We start from the raw sequence: 24,605 nt of genomic DNA, 5'->3' as shown, positions 1-24,605 counted from the left end.
TATCAATTTAAAAGCCTTTCTCCGGTCCCCTCCGTAGGAGAAGGAGAAGAAAGATACTATGTTTTATCAATCAGTTGCAAAACTAACTTTGCCCCCTCTCCCACGGAGAGGGTTGGGGAGAGGCCGTCTGGGGAGAGGCCTGTTGAGTCTTTTTAAGAATCACCTTCAACCGATGTTCTTTTTTCTCGATAGCATATCGCTTAAGTACTCCCGGCCCGCAACTGCTATTCCCTAAGCCCAACACAGCAGCATCCAGACTGAGAATAACATCCGGACGTTCCTGTAACTGATAATCATGTGTAGCCCGATAGATATCATTTACCGTATAGTGTAAGGCAGATGCGGAAAAAGTCTTCCCTACCGCCTCTACCCGGATTCCTTTTCCATAATCGTCCGTCAGTTCCAGAAAACGTACGTCTTCTTTATTTCCGCTATCCTGCGGTCGCGGATAATGCGTATATTGCTCACTCACTTTACCACTCCATAAACCCACGAAACAAGAAGCCTTGCGATCGGGATAATTCTCCCAAGGGCCACGGCCATACCAAGTGAAGTGATCCAGACCGGAACGGATTGGCAAGACAATACCCAAACGGGGAAGTTCAGGCAATACTCCCTCGGGACGGAAAACTGCTTCTATCTCAAGCTGGCCGTCACCGGTAATCGTATACAGCAGCTCCGTGACAATGCTTCCGGAAAGACACCGGACAGTACAACCAGAAGTGACCTGTATCGTTCCGTCAGACAATTGCCGCCACTTCAGAGGTCTCGTATCGTAATCGGGAGCATCGAGTCGATTATTCTGCCAATCTTTAGCCAGCCAATTACCGAAACTTTTATCATTATCGGTCGGTGCACGAAATATCTGAACAGCAGGAACAGATGGAAACAGACACGAATCTCCCAATACCGGAAATGAATCGAACTGCAACTGCATCATACATCCATCCCGCAAACGCCACTGTACCATGCAACCCCCGCTTTTAACCGTCAACAAGCCCCCTTCAGTTGAAAGTTGAGAGTTGAAAGTTGAAAGTTGCTGCGCCGTCACGCTGCATCTCCCATCTCCCATCTCTTCTCCTTCTCCCTTTTCTTCCCCTTCTTGAAGGCAGAATTGTTCGGCGGCAACTTCATGTCCTGCCTTGGCCCAAGGCAGGTCTTCTTTCAGAATAATCCTTATCCAAAGACGGATATCCGCACGATTCTTTCTTCTTTTCCCAATCACTTCCGACAAGTTTATCACTCCGGTCATTCCGGGAAGCACTTGCGGCATTTCCAATTCTCCCGTCTTCTCCGGCCGGCCGTCCACAGTAAGTGTCCACAGGCAACGATAGCCTTCCAGACCGATATGATGGTTGCGGTTAGTCAATCTTAACGTGTCTTCCTGAAGTTGCATCTGTATGGGAGCATATACTTTTTTCATTTCCCAATACTTGGGCGTAGTCTCCCGTTCACTACGCAAGATACCGTTGAAGCAAAACGCTTTCAAATTAGGCCGATCACCAAAATCTCCTCCATAAGCAATCATCTCTCCACCACCGGGAAGTGATTTATACAAACCTTGATCGACCCAATCCCAAATAAAGCCCCCCAACATACGGGGATGACTATATATCTCATCCCAATACTCCTGAAAGTTTCCCAAAGCATTACCCATCGCATGAGCATATTCACTGGTCAGTACCGGACGTACATCATTCGTCCGTTCGGCTATCTCGAGCAAGCGTTCCCAACGGGCATTCTCAGCACGTTCCTCGTCAGCCCCTTCCGGAATTCCGGGATTCAAGTATTCCTGTTTCACACGAGTATAGAAACGGCTGATCATATCGACCGTCTCCGGATCGGGGCACCCGTTCACCCCTTGTGCCCCTTCATAATGAACAGGACGAGTAGGATCGAAATCATGAAGCCAAGCAGAAATTGCAGCGAAATTAGGCCCATATCCACTTTCATTACCCATACTCCAAACCACTATGCAAGGATGGTTCTTATCCCGTTCCGCCATCCGGACGGCACGATCCATAAAAGCAGCATGCCAATCGGAAGCGCTCGCCAGAGTACCACGCAAACCATGCTCCTCTATATTCGCCTCATCCATAACATAAAGTCCCAAACTATCGCATAATTCATACCAACGACTCACATTCGGATAATGGCTGGTACGAACCGCATTCACATTTCCTTGCTTCATCAACAAAATATCCTGTAGCATGCGTTCTTCCGTCATCACCCGACCCAAACGCGGATCATGCTCATGGCGGTTGACTCCACGGAAACGAATCGGCCGGCCATTTACCAGCATCTGCCCATCCCGTACTTCGACACTGCGAAAGCCGACGGGCTGGCATATTTGCTCCACAATACGTCCGGTGCTGTCCTGCAAGGAGAGATGAAGAGAATAAAGAGACGGAGTCTCGGCAGTCCATTGTTTCGGATTCTTTATAACCGTCGTCATTCTCCCCATTTTACGAGGTCCACGTTGGGGAAACCATTCATTCATACGGGAAGCTTTGTGTTCCAAGTCCAGAACTTCTTCGGCAGAGCAAGATAATTGCGCCAATGAAGTGCCATCCGTATCCGTTAAAATAGCTTGCAGAGTGTATCCCTTTCCAGACTCCGCCCGGTAGACACTTAACCGGGGATCAATCTGTATCGTAAAATCCCGGTAAACGGAATCGGGCAGCGTGCGCACCACATAATCACGAATGCGGATATCGGGAGTATGTATCACATATATACTCCGGTGAATTCCTCCGAAGCGCCAGAAATCCTGATCTTCCAGATAGGAACCGTCACTATAACGATAAACTTCCACAGCTATCTGATTCGTTCCGGCATTTAAACAAGAAGTGATATTGAACTCACTCGGTTCCATGCTTCCCTGGCTATACCCTGCCAACTGCCCGTTAATCCATACATAAAAAGCACTCATTACCCCCTCAAAACGCAAAAAAGTTTGTCCGGTCTTCTCCCAACCGGCAGGCAATGTAAAGGTACGTCTGTACTGACCTACCGGATTACGCTCTTTAAAAGTTGTATACTCCGCCTTCGGTTCACTCGTCACACGAGGCGGGTTGATTTTAAACGGATAACCGGCAGAAACATAGATAGGAGTGCCATAACCATTAACTTCCCAATTGGCAGGTACGGGAAACTCCACCCAACGGGAGTCGTCATAATCTGTCCGATAGAAGTCAGGAATGCGTTCCTCCGGCATAGGAGTCCAGCGAAATTTCCACGATCCGTCCAGACAAAGCCTACGGTCTCCGACATGTTCCCCATAAGGAAAGAAAGCTGCCCGTGCCGGTTCCCGGTTGATGTGTAATACTTGATGGTTCTCCCAATCGGGTACTCCCACTTGAGCCGACAAGCCGGCAGCGACACAACAGAATATACCTATTAATATCCTTCTCATCGATTCTTTATCTTACTATATGATCGTATCTTCAAATTACTGTACCTCTAAGGCATCAAAAGCCAATCCCTCCATCCCGTCGGAAGTTAGAACCACTCTATACTGTCCGGCGTTGATATAAGTTCCGGTAGTAGTACTCATCATACGCCACTTTTCAGGGGTATCAGGAAAAGTCAGTATGTCATCTTTCAATACCACCCCTTTTGAATCTATAAAGCGCAGCCTCACTTTGACGGGAACACTACTGCTGTTCATATATTTAAAACGCAGGGCATAAACCTGTGCCAGACCGGTAGATATATTCCACTCGATGCTATTCCGGTCTCCTTTACCAAAAAAGATACCGGTCTGGTTCCGATGTTGCTTCTTCACATATTTTCCTTTCAACAGGGCCGCTTCCGCTTCATAAATCACCCCGACACGTGCATTCTTGTCTTCGGGCAAAAGTTCCGCCGGTGTTTTTTCCACAACATCCCTGTCAAAGTCTTTCCAAGAGAAAGCAGTGGCCTCCGGCATTTCCTGAACTTCAAATTTTCCCTGACGGGCAATGGCAATAGCCGAAATCAATGCCTGCCCGGCTTTTACTTCGGGAAAAGAGATGATCATCTTCCCACCTTTTACTGGGACATACACTACCTTTTTCAATGCAGTATCATGTCCGCTCTCTGCCCAGATATCCAAATCATCCATAACAACCGAATCATTGATCGCCACATCAAATATACGGAGACCTTCACAATCGGTCGCCGCACTCCCTCCCGTACCGTGCCAAGGTTCGGTGAAATACAATTCTACCCGGTAAACCCCATCTGCTAACGGAAACTCATAATTCAATTTGTGCCGTCCGAAACGAAAACTTTGGAACAAAGGCCAATCCCGCGTACCACGTATCGGATCATATGTCGTCCTTTGGCTGGCAAGATAGGGATTCAAACCGTCGAACGCTTCTGCCCATGAATGGGAAAAGGTGGAGTTATCCTGTGCCCATCGTTGTCCGTAACTGTCTACATAAGCATCTCCTCCGCAATTAATACGATAAATATAAGTGTAATCCTTTTCTCCTTGCACGTCTTGCATAACAGGAGTTACCTCGTGATAAAGATTCTCAAACGATGGCGCTTGCTCCAATCCGTTTAATAAAAGGACATCTTCCGTTACCGGTTTCCCTTTGTAATAGCCCACGGCACGAAGAACGTTATAGCGGATATCCCGGTTTTCCCACATGAAATGTGTCCCCTTCCCATGATTTATTTTGCGTCCGAGAAAGACAGCATCACCGGCATCATTGTAAAGTAAAACACTGTCACAATTACTGTATGCTTCGATGGTGGCACGCCGCCGCCCGTTGATAAAACGGTCGGGCCATGTATGCGAAACGAGATATACCATCGGCTCTTTAGCAGCCGGTACATAATTGGCTTTATACAGATAATAAATATCCAAAGGTTCTTCCCAAGGAGTAACCAGTCCTTTGTAATTGAATGGCCCCACCTTGTCGATGATCCGGTAACCCTCGTCCGGCTGACGCCGCCCTGGATTATCATGGCTACTGTAAATCCACTGGAATTGTCCGCATACGCTGTCCCGCACACGTTCTGCCTCCCGAATCTTAATTTCCATCAACCGGCACATCCGGCTCTCGCTCCAAACACCTTTCGGATCAAAGGCTGCCGGCTCTGTATGCAGCCCGATACTTCTCCAGGCGCCATATTCACCATTCAATAATTGATTGGGACGGGAAAGCTCCTCACCGTAACGCTCCACATCTCCTCCATAAGTTCCGCTCCAATTCTGCACCACATTCCAATCAGTTCCTTCTCCTCCGTTGCAGGTCGTAATGATCCGCATATGGTGTGCGGTCGGGTCCATTTCCCGAATAATAGCGGTACATTCCTCCGCAAATTCACGCGGCAAAGTACTCTCATTCTGCAATCCCCACATGACGACCGACGGAGAATTACGCCGTTCCTTCACCCACTGCCGGAGCAATTTCTTGAAATTATCCCGAAATTCAGGCGTATCATACCAGACATGTGCAGAGAATTGCGTCCAGAACAAGATCCCCTCCTTATCCCAATACGTCTGATAATCGAGATGATGGGGTTGATGGGCATCTCTGAATGCATTAAAGCCGGCAGCCCGTATCTGTTTGGCGCGGGCAGCCACCTGCTCACGACTGAATGCGTGGCTTTGCCCGAACTGATGTTCATATTCGCATACCCCATTGATAAAAACCGGAGTACCGTTCAGAAAGAAACGTCCGTCTCCATCTTTACGTTTCACCGGCCAGCTAAGTGTGCGAATTCCGAAAGGAGTAACCACCTCATCGGTCGTTTTTATCTTATCGGCGGTTTTCATATCACGCTTTATCATACTGGTCAACTTATAAAGATACGGATTCTCCGTACTCCATAAAACCGGATTCTCAACGGACGAAGACTGACGAACCGTTTTTGTCTCTCCGGGAGCCAAAGTAACCTCTTCTACCAAACGGAAAACCTGTCGTCCGTCATCATTACTCAACTTACTGACAAGTTCTACAGTCTCTGTCCGTTCCCCGTAATTTTTCACTTCGGTATCTATGTAAACCGTAGCCGCCTGATCGTCATTCCAGATGTGAACGCCAAAAGGTTCGATGCGTATTTCATCTGTAGCTTCCAAAATAACCGGACGGAAGATACCGAAAGGCTGGGAACCTTCACTAAACCCCCATTCCGAAGAACATCCACCACATACCCAAGGCATGTCAGAAATCATCTCCGGATGCTCTACTTTCAACTCCAGTTTATTGGTTCCGTCTATCAAGGCATCGGTCACATCCAGAGTCAGTGTCGTACGACCTACCGGATATCGTCCCAGCTCCTTCTTATTGAAAACAATAGTAGCATACGTCCCTACGCCTTCCAAACGCAGAAAATATCTCTTTCCATCCTGCTTTTGATATACAAATTCATTCTGATACATAGCCGTACCATGAAGATTACCATGTGTCAGTTGCCTGTAACCGTAATAATCATCCCAATTATGAGGAACGGATACGGCAATGGAAGACTCCGGTCCGGAAGAGTCCAACCAAGTTTTCCAATGACCGGACAACTCGGTTATCTGGCGCCTGCCCTTTGTATCCGGTTGCGGGAAACGTACGGCCGAACGCCCCATCGGTTTACTGGTGGCAATGGCAATCCCCCGCTGCTCACTATTATTAACCGCACAATAGAAATGATAAACTACCCCATTGTGTTTTATCACATAGCTTTTATGTGCAAACATCTCGTCATACTCCTTGCTTGGAATCACCAAATCCGCCCCTTTCCAATCTGTCCAATGCACCAAGTCATAACTCGCAGCAAACGTATTGAACGCCTTATACCTGCGTTCCGGATGAAAGGCGGAAAAATAAAACATCACATATACATCCCCCATTTTCTGAATATGGGCATCTCCCGTAATTGTACCATCACTCTCGTGTGCAAAGACCGGATTGCCCCCGTATCGTTTCCAGCGTTTCATGTCTTTGGACAAAGCAATTCCAACACGTTCGCCTTTCAATCCTGTATCGGGGTGTCGCCCTCCCGCATTGTAAAACATAACAAAGGGTGCCCCTAACGTCCGGTCTTTATCCCAATAAACCGTACTTTTGTACTCTGTAAGTTTCTCCCACCATTGAGCGTCTTTATCATGTATGCTCACAATCGGCTCATCGGCAGATTTCCATTCGTGAGCAGTAGCAATATCCTGATCCGTCCATGCCAAACCGATATGAAGAGGAGCGGTAATAGCCTCATACCCGATACCTTCTCCACCGATATAAGTCATCCAATACTTGCCTTTATAAGATTGCAGCGTGTAGCTTCCTCCCCATTCCATATCGGATAATGCCGGAAATCCTCCCCGCTGATTACAATCCCAAGTATTCTCACGGAAAGAAAGTATACGCCCTAATGTATGCCACTCAAGCAGATTCGGACTTTCCGCTATCCAGGTTTCATACCCTCTTCCGTCCGTCGCCCCCTTTCCGTTGTACACGACATAGGTCATATACCATTTATTGCCCTTGCGAAATACCGTCGGGCAATCTATCTTATAATCATTATTTTGCGGAACAACAGCCAACCCATATTTATAAGGTGTTTTCACCTCCTCATAAATCTCCTCCATACGCTCTTGCGACACCTCGTATGGTGACTGTGCAAAAAGCGAACCGGCAAAAAGGGATAATCCGGCAATAAGCGCTGCTTTTCTCATATTCAACTGCATTGAGTAAGAATCATCCATTAATAAAACATCCAGTCCATTGTCTCCTCTGCTCCGGCAAGAGCCGCATTACGTGGAGTAACGGATTGATCTGTAAATCCTAAAACCAAAGTACACCCTTTCGGTAAGAGCAACTTATGAGTACCGGCAGGAAAATGATAACTGTGTACATTTGCCAAAGGCATACCTTTTATGCGAATGGCATTTGTCAATTTGGGCTCGGCTTGTCCATAATCATTGGCAGATGCATCCGTTTCCAGTTTCGGTGCTTTAGCATACTTTTTTTGATCATCACGGAAATAACCTACCAGTAGATTAACCGCATCATCAGAAGTAAACTCGATAGCCGTCCCTTCCTGACGCTGGTTTTCTGCATTCAGGCAGAAGGCAGTCATTCCCTCCAGTTCCGGTGCAATGGCATCTATTTTTGAATTCGGAAAATCAGAATACAATACAGCACCTTTAGTCAGTTTCACTGTCGGATAATTCTTCAATAATTTCACGTCCGCAGGTCTCAAAGGAGTAATATCAGCCTCCTTTTTGATTGCATTCCCTTCTTTTTGTTCTTTCAACAAAGCAATATTGGACTTGAAGTTCTCCAACTCTTTTTCATAATGTACCAACAATTCTCCCCATGTCTTGTTATGCCCGTCATCACCTCCGATAGGAATACGACGTTGAGCTGTCTGCATGCTATTCGCATAGTAATAATGCTCTTTGGTAAGATCTGCCAGCTTGCGGTAATGCTCAAGGCTCTGTTCCATTAACGGAACAGCCTCCTCAAGATCCTTCATATTCTTACCCCATTGATAATCAAGTACTAACTTGGCCGCTTTTACCTTAAAGTGAAAAGCATAAGCAAATTCCCGATAACAATGCATATCATTACGTAGCCGTTCGAATTCATCCTTGTTTCTTGTCACTTTTTCTCCGGCGGCATCTACGGCAGCCACCGCACGATCACCATGTTCAATTACTTGTTGCACTATATCCAAAGGCAATTCACCTACATGCGGTTGTCTTTTCCATTCTTTCTCCACGTATTCTATCAATTTCTCACCTTCCGGTCCGCAACTCTCGTAAAATCCGGGATAAATAGTATATTTATATGGGTTAACCAACTGACTCATAAACATTCCCAACAACAAGGTCTGCCGGTTACCTTCCGTTATTCCAAAACGACGTAACAACTTAGGAGCGATCTCGCCCGATTCCTCATATGCCACGCGGACATTGGCAGCAACTGAAGCATCCATGCCATAATAATCCCCCAACCGTGCATTCCAATATAAGATTTCATCCGAACGGTCACGGCGACAGTTCCAAGCATAACGTGCCCATGCTTTATACCAGATCCAATCCCGATCAAGCTGTAGCTCACGTTTACCATCAGGTAGTTTATCAGCTGTATAAGGCCAATCCCAATAAGATGCTTGAGGATAAAGATGTAGAGCATTTGCCCCATGTACATCGTGCATAGCCTGAACCGCTTTCTGTATAAAATCGGGAGAGCCCCACCGAAATGGTTCCAAGTTAGCTAAAATATGTACATTACTGATATGAATGCTACCCAATGAACTCAGATCCTGATGGATTTTCGACCAAGGGCCACGTGGCTCATAAGTGGTGAGAGACTCACCGTTATATTTGTGCATTGTATAAAGATTCTTATATAGCGGCAAAGCAGCATCCATCACCATTTTGCAATCCGTATCGTGTGCACGCAGTAACAAAGGAGGTTCGTCAGTACGTCCCAACGCCTTCAAACCATCCTTTACTCCGGGAATAATGGTTTGTGTAAACCATTCCACGTCATCTTCATAAGTATCCATAGCCTCCCCAAGACAGACAAGCAGACCCACGTTCGGATATTTCTCAATAAAAGCTGCGATCGATTTACGTGTATAATCACTGATAAGCGGAGTAATCGGTCGATTACGATCCTGAGTTTTAAGCCCGTAATGATCGGCAAATGGTTTGGATAGAAGAATATTATAGAACATTTGAATGACGAAAATACCACGTTTATCCGCCTCTTCTGTCAGGAAAGAAAAAATCTCTTCGTTTTTCTTAAAGGTTTCTTCATCTACTTCCAAAGCAAAAGGATACTCTTCCAACCTCACCAGTGAAGCAAAAGGATGCCCATTCCAAAGGTAAAGTGAATTCATGCGATTCTCCACTAACATGTCTAAATAGCGTATCCATGCCTGTTTATCATAAAACCAAGGAAAGTTTTCCGGAGTATAAGGATATTCATATACACCATGTCCGGGTAAATAAGTAGTTTTCTGTAAACCGATACAAGCTCCCCGAAGTACCATCTCCGGCGCATCTTGACAGAAAGCAGGAAAGTCCAGGTTCTTTTTCTCGTTAATATGATCTATCAACTCACGACAGGCATAAATCACTCCGTTTCCATCATTCCCCCGAACCATTGTCCTGTTTCCCTCTGTTGTAATCAAAAATCCCTCTTTTCTCAACGTAGAATCACAAGCCTGATTCAGAAAAATAATCCTGTCAGCTTCTGTCAAGGTATCCTCAATTCCGGATAAGAGTACCCGATATCCCTCTTTTTCCAACGTTTCCTGTAGTTGCTGCACACCGAAGTTCATACGTATCGAAGCCTCCGGAGGTACTACGATATTCACCGTTTTTTTTCCACACGCACTCAATAAAAACAGGCAACAGCCAATCAAAAGCAATCTTATATTTGTCATTTCTTCATTATATAAATAAAAACTAAACTCCCTTATCTTCCTTCAAGGAAGACGCAGAAAAGATAAGTTTGTACTCATATTAAATTTTAGAAGAGACAGACAAATGAAGTTACCGATTTGACAAGTATAGGCAAAAACTGTTTTTCGAACCAATGAGAGGGACTTAATACCGGGAAGTAGTCATGATTGAATTTAATCATTGTATATCAACACATTAATCTTTCACTTAACAAACAAATAAACCAATATTCTTAACCTACAAGAATACGTATTTAATACTGTGTTAAATACAATCTTTTGTCGGCAAGAATACGTTCCTTTATAAACAAGAAATTAATGTTTTGCGACGAAAGAAACAATATGGCGAAAACGAGATTAACAATGTTAAAATCAGAGGTGTGATTTTCTCACTGCATATTATTCGATAATCGTATGCCTTAAATCCCCTATTACTAAAATCCCCAATTAAAGAAAGGAAGGCTACGTCTATCGCTTTTATTCCAAAACCCGATCTGTATTCCTTTGAGCTTCTTGGAAAAATTACAAAGACCTATCTGGAGACCATTCGATTTAGTGGCAGTATTAAACACCCCTGTCTGTAAACCACATATTTGTTTTTTTGCAAAATTGAATGCACCGATTTGTACTCCTTTTACATGATACCCCATAGTTCCTAATACCCCGATCTGCATTCCATTGGATTGATGGGCAGTTGCCCAAAGTCCTGCCACCTGTAATCCATTATTGTAAGTCAATCCGTTATTAAGTCCGGCAAGAGACATTCCATTGACACGATAGTTAATCGTGACTATTCCTCCAAACCCTATGCCATTAATAATATGGCTATCCAATACAGAGCCGGCTACTGAAAAAGAGATACCATTCGTTATACTAAAGCGATTCTTATATAAGATTGCCGATTCGGCAATTTGCCATCTTCGATTCAATTCCATTATCTCGGAGGGAGGTACTAAAGCAAATGGCAACATCAGCGCTAAAAAAGAAGAAGAACCTATTACATCCAGTTTTAGACCGTTAGTCGTGACATTCCGCAAATCATTTATCTCGCCAATACCCAACGAAACACCCGTTATCCGTGTGTTTTTATCATAATAGGTCCATAGGGGAAATCTATTCTTTTTTACTACAAACAAAGTATCTGTAGCTGGTATGCTATCTCTGATGACCGTTACGGCCGGTGGTCTATTTTTCAGCCGGAAGATGTTTTCTTCAATAAAAGAAGGTAGCGGCATATTCTCTCCGATACTGTCGGCATGCTGGTTCTGATTCAGATGAATAAGAACAGGCATATTTTCAAATTCCACTTTTGCCAAATAGGTGGTAGTGACTTCATATCCTCCACGAAAAGAACGATTCTGACTGACTATCCTGTCGGCTGTAAATTTGCACCCTCTGAATAGTATCGTATCCTTGCCTTCAAACAGAATCTTAGACTCCTTCTTCTTATCAAGAATCAAGTTACCCCTTGCCTGCTCCACCGCTTCATCTGTCAGATAAGAATCCCACGAGCAAACGATGTAACCGTCATTGCTTCGCCCGAACTTATAATAATTGCTTCTGAAACTCTTTAGCTCAGAGTCATATACATACACAGGCTTATTCTTCTCAAGCAAAAGTTGAGGATTAATAATCTTCTGTCTTAAGAAATAAATAGTATCCTCGCTGTTAGGGATATAAACAGAATGCGGTATATCACAATTCCATATCTTATCGACCAACTGTCTCTGATATACAGTATCTGCAACCCCTTGTTTTGAAAAAGCTACTCCCGACAACAAACAAGCTGTCACAGGCTGTATATATGCAGTACAAATAGTCGGAACACTATCCATATAGTTATGCCTGACACAAGAATAAATAGAAATATCTCCCTCCTTAGAAAACGTTATGTCTTTCTTATAACATCCAAGCAGTTTTTCTGCCAGACTCCAATAATAATCTTCATCCTTGCAATGCTGCGTCCGCAAATATCTTACAACTCTACTTTTATAGGGAGGAATCTCAATACTCTCTGTTCTTATCCGATACCCATTTCCTTGAAATATGGAACCGGAAGTTGTAAATTTTGCCTCAAAAGGTTTCCAAATCGAATCATTTGTCTGCACCATACCGAGATGGCACATCAGGAAAAGAGCCAGCAATAAAAATAATTTTTTCATAGAGAATGTGGAATTTAAGTATTCTTTTTGCTTAAGCTATCCTTATACTCGGTAGGGGTCATCCCTATTTTCGATTTGAAGCATTTACTGAAATAACGCGGATCATTAATACCTACCATATATGAAATCTGAGTCATATTAAATTCACCGGTTTCTATTAATTGGGCGGCACGATTGATACGCATTTCTTTAATAAACTCAATCGGCGCCAACCCTGTCAGTGTTTTTAGTTTTTTAAAAAATACCGAACGACTCACAGCAACCTCTCTCACCAAATCATCTACTACCAAATCACCGTTATCCATATTCTTTTCCATCAGTTCAATAAGCTTGTCCATAAACTTACGATCATTGGGAGACATTTCCGGTAATTTTTCTTCTTCTAAAACAACCTCTTCCGAAACTGCGGTAGAAGACAGAACACTATTCATCAAATTGTCTCTGTAAAAACTTTGCAGTTTATGACGTTGAGCAAGTAAATTCTCTACACGAGCTTTCAGATAAGTGGCACTGAAAGGTTTGGTAATATAATCATCGGCACCGTATTCCAAACCTTCCAACTTACTTTCGATAGAAGTTTTGGCCGTCAGCAGAACAATAGGAATATGACTGGTGGTCATATCCGCACGGAGTTCCTTCGTCATTTCAATGCCGTCTTTCTCGGGCATCATAACGTCACTGATGATAATGTCTGGAACAAATTTAAGTGCTTTGCTCCAGCCGTCCATACCGTCTACCGCCTCAATGACACGATATACCGGTGAAAAAATGGTACGCAGGAAAGTACGTAGTTCCTGATTGTCTTCCACAAGCAACATCACTTCTTTATTAGAATCCTCTTCAGATTCTTCCTCTAAAGAGGTTACTTCCGGATTAATAATAGGAATAACAGATGCTGTTGCATCCATCACAGGAACGGAACGACGAACGGCTGCATCCTCCAGAATAAATTCAACCGTATCATCATAATGTTCCTTTCCTTTAAGGAAATCGACTTTGAAACAGCTTCCTTCGCCTAACTTACTCTCTACCGAAATAGTAGCTTTATGCATTTCGGCAAGCTCTTTCACCAATGAAAGACCAATACCGGTGCTTGCCTGATTAAACAAATTCTTATCTACCAGATTTTCGAAACGCACAAAGAGAGATTTTTTCTTATTCTCCGGTATACCGATTCCCTGATCCTGTACACCTATGGCAACGGTTCCTTCATCTTCACGGATGAAGACACGAATCAGTTTTCCATTCGGAGTATATTTAAAGGCATTAGAAAGCAAATTGAATACGATCTTCTCCAATTTATCCTCATCAACCCAAAGATACAATTCGTCCTTTTCCGTTTCAAATAAAAAGTCGATACTGTGTTCTTCCGCCAGCGATTCGAAATTATCCATTATCCTCCGGACAAAAGAGACGACGTCGACCCTTTGTACCTGCATCTTCATTTTCTTATTCTGAATCTTACGGAAATCAAGGATCTGATTGACCAAATGAAGCATCCGGTTCGTATTACGTTCTACTACGACCAGTTGTTCACGTGCATCTTCCGGCAATTTCGAATTTTTCAAGACATGCTCTACCGGGCCGGATATCAAAGTCAACGGTGTACGAAGCTCATGTGAAATATTTGTAAAGAACCGAAGTTTTATATCCGAGACCTGTTGTTCTACCGATACTTCGTGCTTCAACCGATAAATGGTGAAAAGAATGTAAACCGCTACAAAGATGATAAGCAGAATGAATATTACATAAAGGAAATAAGCAAGTGGCGTTTCCCAAAATGACGGTAACACAACAATTTCGAGATACCGGGTATTAGGCACCCAGACACCATCACTATTCGTTGAACGCACCTTGAATGTATAATGTCCTTTAGGCAAGTTGGTATAAGTAGCACTGCGCAACCTGTCGGCATAGGTCCATTGTTTCTCAAAGCCTTCAAGGATATAAGCATACTGAATATTCTGCGGATTCGTGTAATCGAGTGCCGCATACTGAATAGCAAAAATATTTTCTTTATGAGAGAGTACCAATTCTTTTGTATCATCCAAACCTACCTTCAATACAGAATTATCCCCCGGAACAATGTCCTGATTAGCAATCACTAATTTAGAGAATACGATAGGAGGGACAAAACGGCTTTTACTGATAGAATCGGGATTAAACATAAAAATCCCATTACTGGCACCAAACAAGATATCTCCTTTAGAAGTCACTGTTGAAGCAGCTTCACTAAAACGCACACGGAACGTGATACTGCGATCATCGTAATTCTCAAAACGTTCTTCACCGGGAATAAATTTACTGACACCATTTTCCGTACTTATCCACAAATTGTGCTTATCGTCTTCCCGAATAGAAAGCAACACATCTGAGGGAAGTCCGTCAAGCACAGAATAAGATTTAAATGCTCCTTTTCCAGCCTCATCAATAAAAAGAAGTTTATTAAGTCCGCCACCAAAAGTGGCAAGATAAAGCTCTTTCTTTTCTGTAGCTACAATCCAGTGCACATCATTATTACTCAAACTTTTCGTATCATTCGGATTACGGGAAAAATGATGGAATTGAATTTCTTCAGGGGTACTGAAGTTTTCGTCAAAAGCAACTGCACCGGCTGTCGTCCCTACCCAAAGACGTCCATTGTTATCCGAAGTAATAAAACGGGTTTTATAGCACAGATCAATCGGATATCCCTTCAGATTGTTGCGATGATTGACAAAAATAGTATTTCCATTCTTATCCTTTGATATATAATTAATTCCATTAGCAAAGGTTGCAATCCAGATACGCCCGTTATGATCTTCATAAACACAATACACATTATCATTGCTCAAGCTATACATGTCATCCTCATCATAACGATAACGAGATAACCGATAAGACAGACCGTTCGACGCTATCGGCTCGGCACGTACCAAACCATCCCCTTTCGTTGCTATCCAAAGTACTCCTTTGGAATCCTGCATAATATAATAGACCGTACCTTTCATAGGTACCCCCGAACGGGAGACTGTTCCGTTCTCGGTTAAAAATCCCAGATATTTATGGTCAGAATCATATATACGGAGACGTCCGTCTTTCAGCCCCACCCATATATTTTTATTATTATCTTCACAAAGGGCACGCACTTCATTGCTCAACGACTCATAATTATGCTCCTCCGGTGTCATCATGCTAAACTGAACCGAACGAAATGTCACTTTTTCTAATCCTTTGGAATGGGTACAAATCCAAAGATTCCCTTGTGTATCGGAAAAACTGGAATGTATTTTATTAGAAAAACGCCAGTCTGAACTTCCCAACTCGTCGTAAAAAGGCACAAGCTGATTCTTTTCCCGATCATAAAAAGAAAATCCCCCACCATAAGGATGTACCCAAAGATATCCGTTCACATCTTCGTGTATATGAAAAGAAGGACGTGAACGGTCGGCAGCAGTAGGTTCCACGCGTATCTGCTCACGTTTTAATATTCCGGTAAAAGGATTAAAGTGTGCAACAACTCCCGGTTCTTCCTGCTCAAACCACACTTCTGAAGTTTTGTCTACATATGCCGACACAATAGGGGCGGAAGGCAAGTCACGACAAGTTACATGAGAATAATGCACATATTCTTTCGTTTTCAAATTGTAAACAAAGAAACCGTCTGTAGAAGTAGCAATCACTACTTTATTCGGTTCTACACTGTTGATGGAACTAATGCGTGAGCGAGTTGGCAACTCAAGCAATTCGAATTGCCCGTTTTCTTTCTGATAACGCCATACACGCCCTCTGTCCGATCCGAAACAAATCTCCGTTTCATTCTCCTGTACTGCATAGAAAGCCTGCTTCGGATCCGAAAAGCGCTCTTTCGTTTCTACAAAATAGGATACCGGTGTTTTCTCCCCCGGACGAATTAAGCCCAAACCATTATCCGTAAGCAGCCATTCATTATTATCAGCATCCTGATATACCTTAAAAACTTTCGTAGCAGGAAAAAGCCCCGACTTTGCAGAATAAATTTCAGTAGCAAGGCGACCGGTCTGAGCAGAAGCAGTGACACGTATTGCACCGTCATTCTCCGTAAGCAACCAGACTGTCCCTCTTCGAAGGACACTGATCGCATTCACATTGGAATTACTCCCCGGCTGTCCGGCAGCAGGAACCTGCTCAAAGGTTTCTGTACGAGGATCGAAACGATGAGCCCGATTATCATAGGTCAACAACCATAAAAATCCGTCCGGATCTTCATACATCCGGTCGACGCGATTATTTGTCAAACTGATAAAATTTCCCTGACGTGCCTTATATGTTTTAAAAGAATAGCCATTAAAACGGTTAATACCATCCCAAGTCGAAAACCAAAGATTTCCTTTATGATCCTGTAAAATGCTCATTACAGTATTTTGTGACAAACCGTCTTCGGAAGAGTAATGGGTAAAAAAACAGTTCCGCTGGGCACTAATCACCAGCGCGATACTCAAAAATGCTATCAGAAATAAGATTCTTCTCATCATTTTATAAAATTCCATGCGGTAAAGATACAAATTAAACCGAATTTTGCCTTATTTTTATTTCTATTTTAATAAGACATAGGTATGATATACCCTCATTTAGTATCTCTTAAGTAGCTGGAATAAGTATAAAAAATAAGCTACAGGTAAAAAATCTTCCTTCCGAAATATGCCTTTTTTACCAAATATTATTTTGAAAGTTGTTTATTAAAGAAAGACAATATTTCTGCTTGCATTTCCTTACTACAGAAATGGGGCAATTCCCACAATTTTGTGATCAGTTTATCATCGGCATTCTGACTATTCCACACTGTATGCAACTGTGAATAAGCATTTTCTACTGCAGGAACAGGAAAAAGTTTATCATGCCGGCCATTAAAGAAAAGCATTGCTTTAGGGCAGGCAATAGAAGCGATATGCGGATAATCCAAATACCGCCTTAAACCAGGTAACACATTGGCGTAATTCGAATCACCCTTCCCACGTCCGTAATGGGGGGAAAGCTGATATTCAGTGGTCGTCAGCCAACAAACAGCAGCACCGGCCTTTACCCTATCAGACAACGCCGATAACATCCAGGAACGATAAGCCCCCATCGAGAATCCCATGCAACCTATCCGATCAGCATCGACCTCTTTCAAAGAAGCAAGAAAGTCGGCAGTATACATATCCTCATATGAAATCGTACCGCTCCAACTGCGCCCCAACATTTCAAAGACACACGCCAAAGACTGCTGACTTTCATAACGTGCCCCCTCTTTCCGCCCGCGCTCTCCCCAGAAAAGAGCGTCTATGGAAATCACCACATATCCCTTAGAAGCCAGATAGTCACCAACATACTGGTCATCATAACATTGATGCACCCAATTATCGGCATCCGCCAATATTAAAGAATCAACATCGAAAGGCCGAATCATCTTCTCTTTCCCTATCGAAAAATGCGCACCATGATCATGTAACAGCACAACAGCCGGAAACGGGCCTTTCCCCGCAGGAACCAACAAGTAAGCGGGAACCCGGGAATAACCGGAAAGGTTGAAACGAATTTTTCGAGCTTCATAACCCGCCCGTTGTTCTATAGCCACAACTTCCATACCATATTCTTTGGCAACAGGCGGTGGAGCCAACATTGCATCCAGAACAATCGTACGGGCCATTTTCCGCCACTCGGAAAAATCAGTCTGGGCACTATTCCCCCATGCCATAGGATAGGTAAGTTCTTGTTTCATCTTTTCCAGAAAAAGCGGATAATCCTTTTCTATCTCATAGGAAGTGCTTTTTTGTGCCACAGCAGTCAAAAAAGCAATAGCTGTCAATATACTAACACCGATTCGTTTCAACATCCGAGTCTGTTATTATAAATTATCTCACTACCTTTACCAATGAATCTCCATTCTTCACCGGATTCCAGCCATCTCCACCTTTCAGGATATCTTCCATACGATATTCTTTCAGATCTTTTAATTGCCGGGAGAAAGCAGCACGCGCTTTCGGAGCAGCTCCTTCACCACTACTCTGATATTCGGCATAAAACACCGTTTTTTCTGCCTCTTTCTTACCCCAGTTATGCCACCCAGCAGGTTGTATATGTCCGCCCATATTGCAATGTATAAATACCGCCTTTGCATATGGACGCCAAGGACGGGAAAGATAAACTCCTTTCACGCCCTCATCGGCAGTTAGGGTACAATCATAAAAAACATAACCGTATTTTGACTCTTTATCGGTAGAAGGAGCTGTTATATATCCGTTTCTCTTACTATGGATGTGGCAACGATTGAATACAGCCGTAGACCAACCGAAAATAAAATCGACAGAACCCTCAATATAACAGTTCTCATAATACTGGCGACTGTTTTTACCATAAGTGTAAAGCGTATCCTGAAAACCCAGAAAGCGGCAATTCTTGAAAAAAGCACGATCTGCCGACACAAAACAAGCTACTGCCTGCCCCACCGGACCGGCAGTATTCTCAAAAGTTATATTCTCGGCATAAAAATCCGGTGCATAAATATAACAGGTAGACGAACCGGAAGTCCCCTTCGTTTCTCCGAAGACATTCTTTTTATCAGCATAATCGTCATAAGAAAGAACCGCTCCTTCCTGACCTATCAAAGAAACATTTATTTTACTTTCCGGTATCACGACTTTTTCTTTGTAGATACCTTTACGGACAAGAATAGTAGTACGCACATTTTTACGAAAATCGGGTACGGCATCAATGGCATCCTGAATAGTAAAAAAGTCACCGCTACCATCTTGTGCTACCACATAATCATAGTGACAAACGTATTTAGCCAATTCGGGAACAGCCTGTGCAATGGCATCCACTGCCAGACCGGCCACTACCCGGCCACCATATATATTAAGATGTGTATTATCTTCACGCCCTTTCGGAAAGGCCGGTACTTTGTTAGGCTCTACCCACATGAAAAGTTTCTTCGATTCTACAGGTCCTAAACCTTGAACCAATTCATGGGTTATCTTATTCATATCAATAAAAGGTACATTCAGCTTCTTCGCTACATTACGGGGAGATTCGATATAAGCGCCGTGCGTATCATACAAGGTATCGCCTTCTTGCGGCTGTTTCACTTCTCCGGCATCATGACGAGTGTCTTTACTGATACTTTCGTCTAACGGACGGACAAAATTACGACGTACAATCGCATTACAAAGTATCGGAATTCCTCCTTTTGCACGAGTTTCATTCACAAAACGGCTAAGGTTAGCATCAAAAGTCGTACCGGGATCCGTATGACGGTCTGCTTTAGGTTTCTCATCATTATGCCCGAATTGGATAATCACATAGTCTCCTTTTTTCACTTGAGAAATGACCTTGTCCCAGCGACCTTCATCAATAAAACTCTTGGAGCTCCGCCCATTCATTGCATGATTGTCGATACGTACTTCTTCACTGAAGAATCCGGGAAGCATCATTCCCCACCCCCGTTCAGGATTTCCTCCGGTAATATTTTTGTTAGCCATTGTAGAATCGCCTATCATAAAAATGGTAAGCACGGGTCTATCCGCTTTAAAAGCAGAAAGAAGAAAGAATAAACTTAAAAGAACAGCCAGCTTGTTTTTCATTTTTGTCGAAATCTATTTTATTGTTGTGCAAACTTACGGACTTTTTATCTGAATGACGTCTAAAAAACGTTGCTTTAGGTGGAATAATTGTATATTTGGACGTTTTTTTAAAGCATAAAGTATGAAAACAAGAAGTAAAACATTCATTTTAGAAAAAGAAAAGGCATGGGAACCGGCAGGCGAAGGTGTAGTTCGTCAGATCATGGGGTATGACGGACAGATAATGCTTGTAAAGGTTAAGTTTGAAACCGGTGCAATCGGAACACCTCATACACACTATCATACCCAGACTACATATGTAGCAAGCGGCAAGTTTGAATTCACCGTAAACGGAGAGAAACAAATAGTAGAAACTGGAGACGGTATATATATCGAACCGGATGCAGAACATGGATGCACCTGCTTGGAAGCAGGAATATTGATTGACTGTTTTAGTCCGATACGAGCAGATTTTCTATAAAGGGTGTGACGGCACTGCCGCACACCCTCCTCTGCAAAGAATATCTTCCCTACTACACAGGTCATCACGACTTTATAATAAGGAGACTCTCTTATCTCTTATATGGATACCAATTACTACTATCCGTAAAAATATTCTCAATAGTATAACGCAGTGCCTCTTTAGAGGTCAACTGTTTAGCCCATTTCACTCTGCCGGCTGTGGCTGCGCCTTCACCTGTATTACCGAATTCCGCATAACGGGCAGTTTTCTCATTCTCTTTATTGCGCCAGTTATCCCAGCCTTCAGGGCGGATATGGCTACCAAATTCGCAATTGAGGAAAGTAGTAGAAGCATACGGACGCCATGGACGCCCCAGATATACTTTGGTCACTCCGGGTGCAGCCGTCAACTTACAATTTTTGAACACATAACCGAATTCTACATTTTCCGGAGTCGATGCGGCCGTAATGTATGAATTCCGTTTGCTGTGGATCGTACAACGTTCAAACAATGCCGTCGCCGGACCAAAGATAAAATCAGTCGTTCCTTCTATATAACAATCTGTAAACAAAAGACGTGTTCCTTCTCTACCCGTATATATCGTATCCTGATTCCCCAATAAACGACAATGAATAAACATCAGCCTGTCTCCTTCGGTATGAAGAGCCACAGCCTGCCCAAGCGGTGCGGCATTATTCTCGATGGTCAGATTCTTAAATGTGATATCATTGCCTTCCACTTTCACAGTATAAGTGCGGAAAGTACCCATCTTATCGATATTAGCATGATCATCGTAGGTAATTATAGTACCTTCAGCACTCTCACCTACCAGCTGCACGTTCTTGACCCAAGAGGGAATTACCAGTTTTTCTTTATACAGTCCATCCTTTATATATATAGTAACGGTGTAATCCATAAAAGCCCGGACGGCCTCTACCGCTTCTTGAATAGTACGATATTCACCGGTTCCATCACGAGCAACTACGATAGTGTCTTGTTTTTGCTGTGCCTGTACTGTGCCGATGCAGGCCAGAAACAACAACAGACCTGCTTTCAATAACTTATTCATATGTTTTTATTTCTTCTGTAAACGTTCGTATTCCAAACTCGCCATAATAAACGGACCTACTGCTTTCGGATCATTGCTGCGAATGGTTTCATTAATATAATAATCATAGTCTCCTGAACGATAATTCTTTCCGCCCAATCCGGCTACGGCACAGACTTGGGTGATGGTGACCAATCCATCTTTGTCCACCTCGATAAAATTATCCAGAATACCTTTATATCCTTTCAATGCCACATCCAGATAAGAAGAGTCGATATATCCCATACGTACCGCTTTAAATAAAGAATAAACAAACATAGTTGAACAAGAAGATTCCAAATAATTACCCTTATCGCCACTACGATCGAGCACCTGATACCAAAGCCCGGTCTTAGGATCTTGTAAGCGTTTTACTTGTTCGGCGATATTATTAAGAATAACGAGCATGGAATCTCTTCCTGCCTCATGTTTCGGAATAAAATCGAGTGCATCGACAAATGCCATGGCATACCATCCCATAGCACGCCCCCAGCTATGTTTAGATTGCCCGGTAACAGGATCGGCCCAACGCTCCTTACGACTCACATCACAGGCATGACGATACAAGCCGTTTTTCGGATCGTATGTATGGCGAGCCACAGTGATAAACTGATTCACCACATCTGCATAATCTTTCACCCGGTTATTACGGAAAGCATATTCTGCATAAAAAGGTGAAGCCATATAAATACCATCCAGCCACATTTGATTCGGATAAATCTTTTTGTGCCAAAAACCGCCATCCTCGTTACGCGGATGCGTATCAAGCTGGCTACGCAATAAATCAATTGCTTTCTTGTATTTTTCATCCTTGGATTCCTCATAAATACGGAACAGAAATTTCCCGGAATTCAAACGGTCAATATTGTATTCGTGTAGTTTGTAAGTCACAATGCTACCATCATCATGAATCATTGTATCGGCATAAGCCAGTGCATAATCATATATCTTTTTTCCACCATAAGTATCATATACGTCGAGCATTGCTCCGAGTTCCAAGCCGTGACAATAATCCCATTTCAGTTTAGGTTGAAAATCCAGTTGCCACGATTCGGGACAACGAATCATCTCCGACTCCGTCATACGCACGGACCATGGAAGTTTATCACTCACTTTTTGGGCAGCCAACGAAACAGAGCAAAGCAAAGCCCCTATCACAAAAGTTTTACAAATTAAGTTTCTCTTCATTCTCATTTTTGTTATTGGTAATTAGATTTACTACTTAATGAGGCAAAGATAGCGACTCTTTTTATATAAGGTGTGGAGTTTTCGATTCAAAAGGTGTATTTATAAGTTTTCGTGCACGCAAACATACAATTTCGTGTGCGATAACGTAGTTTTTCCGCATTTTTGGACGATTTTGGTATAAAACAGACAAAATTTACAGCAAAAGAGACAATAAATATGTTGATTTGCATCAAATAATGTGTATTTTTGGCCCAGAATCAGAACTAATAATTTTAAATCATTTATCATGAGTACAATTCAAAATGCTATGGGTAAAATGACAAACTACAGATGGACTATCTGCGCTATGTTATTTTTCGCGACAACTGTAAACTACCTCGACCGTCAGGTGCTCTCGCTGACGTGGGATGAATTTATCAAACCGGAATTCCACTGGGACGAATCACATTATGGAACTATTACTTCTGTATTTTCCATTGTATATGCAATCTGTATGTTGTTTGCCGGACGTTTCATCGACTGGATGGGAACAAAGAAAGGTTTCCTTTGGGCAATCGGTGTATGGTCGGCAGGTGCATGTCTCCACGCCTTATGTGGAGTAGTAACCGAGCACTTTGTAGGTCTTCACAGTGCTGCGGAATTAGCTTCCGCAACAGGTGCCACAGTGGTTACAATCGCTACCATCAGTATGTACTGCTTCCTTGCTGCCCGTTGTGTATTGGCACTCGGTGAAGCAGGTAACTTCCCGGCAGCCATTAAAGTTACTGCCGAGTACTTCCCCAAAAAAGACCGTGCTTATGCCACCTCTATTTTTAACGCCGGTGCATCTATCGGTGCATTAATTGCTCCGCTGACTATTCCTATTTTAGCTAAAGTATGGGGTTGGGAAATGGCATTTATCGTTATTGGTGGTCTCGGCTTTATTTGGATGGGTTTCTGGGTATTCATGTACACAGCCCCTTCAAAGAGTAAACACGTGAACAAAGCCGAATTGGAATACATTGAACAAGATAAGCACGAAGAAGGTGCCGCTCCACATGTAGAAGAGAAAGACCAGAAAAAAATGAAATTCTGGCAGTGTTTCAGCTACAAACAGACTTGGGCTTTTGCTTTCGGTAAATTTATGACCGACGGTGTATGGTGGTTCTTCCTTTTCTGGACTCCTTCTTATTTATTCACACAATTCGATATCAAAACATCCAGCCCATTGGGTATGGGATTGATCTTTACGCTATATGCCATTACCATGTTGTCTATTTACGGTGGTAAACTTCCTACTATCTTCATCAATAAAACAGGTATGAACCCCTACGCTGCCCGTATGAAAGCGATGTTGATCTTCGCATTCTTCCCGTTGGTAGTATTGTTGGCACAACCGTTAGGTACTATTTCTCCTTGGTTCCCCGTAATCATGATCGGTATCGGTGGAGCTGCTCACCAGTCCTGGTCGGCTAACATTTTCTCTACTGTAAGTGATATGTTCCCTAAAACAGCGATTGCAAGTATCACGGGTATCGGTGGTATGGCCGGTGGTTTCGGCTCTATGATTCTTCAGAAAGTAGCTGGTAACCTGTTTGTATATGCAGACGAAACTCAAATGACTTTCATGGGATTTGAGGGTAAGCCAGCCGGTTACTTCATTATCTTCTGTGTTTGTGCAGTAGCCTACCTCATCGGTTGGGCCGTAATGAAGGCATTGGTTCCGAAATACAAACCTATCGTATTGGATTAATCTTTCCACA

The 24,605-nt window shown here is 43.1% G+C and carries 11 protein-coding genes; 2 read left to right on the top strand and 9 right to left on the bottom strand.

Going from position 1 to position 24,605, the window contains the following annotated elements; genetic code table 11:
- Positions 1 to 82 precede the first annotated feature (82 nt).
- The 7 genes from RB604_RS08375 to RB604_RS08345 all read right to left on the bottom strand — a co-directional run bounded on the left by RB604_RS08375 (position 83) and on the right by RB604_RS08345 (position 20,146).
- A complete protein-coding gene (locus RB604_RS08375; RefSeq protein ID WP_007478697.1) occupies positions 83 to 3,415 on the bottom strand; it encodes a glycoside hydrolase family 2 TIM barrel-domain containing protein in 3,333 nt (1,110 codons plus the stop codon).
- A 36-nt stretch (positions 3,416 to 3,451) separates the two neighbouring features.
- Entirely contained in the window at positions 3,452 to 7,660 is a 4,209-nt protein-coding gene (locus RB604_RS08370; RefSeq protein WP_172680654.1) for a beta-d-glucuronidase/beta-L-arabinofuranosidase, read from the bottom strand.
- A 29-nt stretch (positions 7,661 to 7,689) separates the two neighbouring features.
- Positions 7,690 to 10,386, bottom strand: a complete 2,697-nt coding sequence (locus tag RB604_RS08365; protein WP_007478699.1) for an alpha-d-galacturonidase — start codon at positions 10,384 to 10,386, stop codon at positions 7,690 to 7,692.
- 452 nt (positions 10,387 to 10,838) lie between these two features.
- Positions 10,839 to 12,566, bottom strand: a complete 1,728-nt coding sequence (locus RB604_RS08360; RefSeq protein ID WP_007478700.1) for an LA_2272 family surface repeat-containing protein — start codon at positions 12,564 to 12,566, stop codon at positions 10,839 to 10,841.
- A 14-nt stretch (positions 12,567 to 12,580) separates the two neighbouring features.
- The gene (locus RB604_RS08355; RefSeq protein WP_055293653.1) at positions 12,581 to 17,056 is read right to left on the bottom strand and encodes a hybrid sensor histidine kinase/response regulator transcription factor; all 4,476 of its coding nucleotides are present in this window, start codon (positions 17,054 to 17,056) and stop codon (positions 12,581 to 12,583) included.
- A gap of 188 nt (positions 17,057 to 17,244) precedes the next feature.
- Positions 17,245 to 18,399: a dienelactone hydrolase family protein gene (locus RB604_RS08350; RefSeq protein ID WP_005925633.1), complete on the bottom strand. Its 1,155-nt coding sequence runs from the start codon at positions 18,397 to 18,399 to the stop codon at positions 17,245 to 17,247.
- Positions 18,400 to 18,418: 19 nt separating this feature from the next.
- Entirely contained in the window at positions 18,419 to 20,146 is a 1,728-nt protein-coding gene (locus RB604_RS08345) for a pectinesterase family protein (RefSeq protein ID WP_055293532.1), read from the bottom strand.
- A gap of 121 nt (positions 20,147 to 20,267) precedes the next feature.
- Between RB604_RS08345 and RB604_RS08340 the strand changes: the two genes are divergently transcribed.
- Positions 20,268 to 20,606: a cupin domain-containing protein gene (locus RB604_RS08340; protein ID WP_055293530.1), complete on the top strand. Its 339-nt coding sequence runs from the start codon at positions 20,268 to 20,270 to the stop codon at positions 20,604 to 20,606.
- 91 nt (positions 20,607 to 20,697) lie between these two features.
- Here RB604_RS08340 and RB604_RS08335 read toward each other — a convergent pair whose 3' ends face one another.
- Together RB604_RS08335 and RB604_RS08330 are read right to left on the bottom strand one after the other, a co-directional pair.
- Positions 20,698 to 21,657 carry a pectinesterase family protein gene (locus RB604_RS08335; RefSeq protein WP_055293528.1) on the bottom strand — a complete coding sequence of 320 codons (960 nt, stop codon included), beginning with the start codon at positions 21,655 to 21,657 and terminating at the stop codon, positions 20,698 to 20,700.
- A gap of 6 nt (positions 21,658 to 21,663) precedes the next feature.
- Positions 21,664 to 22,863 carry a glycoside hydrolase family 88/105 protein gene (locus RB604_RS08330; RefSeq protein WP_055293525.1) on the bottom strand — a complete coding sequence of 400 codons (1,200 nt, stop codon included), beginning with the start codon at positions 22,861 to 22,863 and terminating at the stop codon, positions 21,664 to 21,666.
- 286 nt (positions 22,864 to 23,149) lie between these two features.
- On the opposite strand from RB604_RS08330, the gene RB604_RS08325 reads away from it, so the two are divergent.
- Positions 23,150 to 24,595, top strand: coding sequence for an MFS transporter (locus RB604_RS08325; RefSeq protein WP_055293524.1), 1,446 nt, complete (start codon positions 23,150 to 23,152; stop codon positions 24,593 to 24,595).
- Positions 24,596 to 24,605 lie beyond the last annotated feature (10 nt).

Origin of the sequence: Bacteroides salyersiae (assembly GCF_031172035.1) — a bacterium.
Lineage (GTDB): Bacteria > Bacteroidota > Bacteroidia > Bacteroidales > Bacteroidaceae > Bacteroides > Bacteroides salyersiae.
Note: the sequence above shows the minus strand (reverse complement) of the source record. Positions and strands in the feature narration are given on the sequence as shown.

What these genes read in the sequence shown, in the direction of transcription:
- RB604_RS08370 (WP_172680654.1), bottom strand. Translation starts at nt 7,660, where the DNA reads ATGAGAAAAGCAGCGCTTATTGCCGGATTATCCCTTTTTGCCGGTTCG.
- RB604_RS08365 (WP_007478699.1), bottom strand. Translation starts at nt 10,386, where the DNA reads ATGACAAATATAAGATTGCTTTTGATTGGCTGTTGCCTGTTTTTATTG.
- RB604_RS08330 (WP_055293525.1), bottom strand. Translation starts at nt 22,863, where the DNA reads ATGAAGAGAAACTTAATTTGTAAAACTTTTGTGATAGGGGCTTTGCTT.
- RB604_RS08360 (WP_007478700.1), bottom strand. Translation starts at nt 12,566, where the DNA reads ATGAAAAAATTATTTTTATTGCTGGCTCTTTTCCTGATGTGCCATCTC.
- RB604_RS08350 (WP_005925633.1), bottom strand. Translation starts at nt 18,399, where the DNA reads ATGTTGAAACGAATCGGTGTTAGTATATTGACAGCTATTGCTTTTTTG.
- RB604_RS08375 (WP_007478697.1), bottom strand. Translation starts at nt 3,415, where the DNA reads ATGAGAAGGATATTAATAGGTATATTCTGTTGTGTCGCTGCCGGCTTG.
- RB604_RS08355 (WP_055293653.1), bottom strand. Translation starts at nt 17,056, where the DNA reads ATGAGAAGAATCTTATTTCTGATAGCATTTTTGAGTATCGCGCTGGTG.
- RB604_RS08345 (WP_055293532.1), bottom strand. Translation starts at nt 20,146, where the DNA reads ATGAAAAACAAGCTGGCTGTTCTTTTAAGTTTATTCTTTCTTCTTTCT.
- RB604_RS08335 (WP_055293528.1), bottom strand. Translation starts at nt 21,657, where the DNA reads ATGAATAAGTTATTGAAAGCAGGTCTGTTGTTGTTTCTGGCCTGCATC.
- RB604_RS08340 (WP_055293530.1), top strand. Translation starts at nt 20,268, where the DNA reads ATGAAAACAAGAAGTAAAACATTCATTTTAGAAAAAGAAAAGGCATGG.
- RB604_RS08325 (WP_055293524.1), top strand. Translation starts at nt 23,150, where the DNA reads ATGAGTACAATTCAAAATGCTATGGGTAAAATGACAAACTACAGATGG.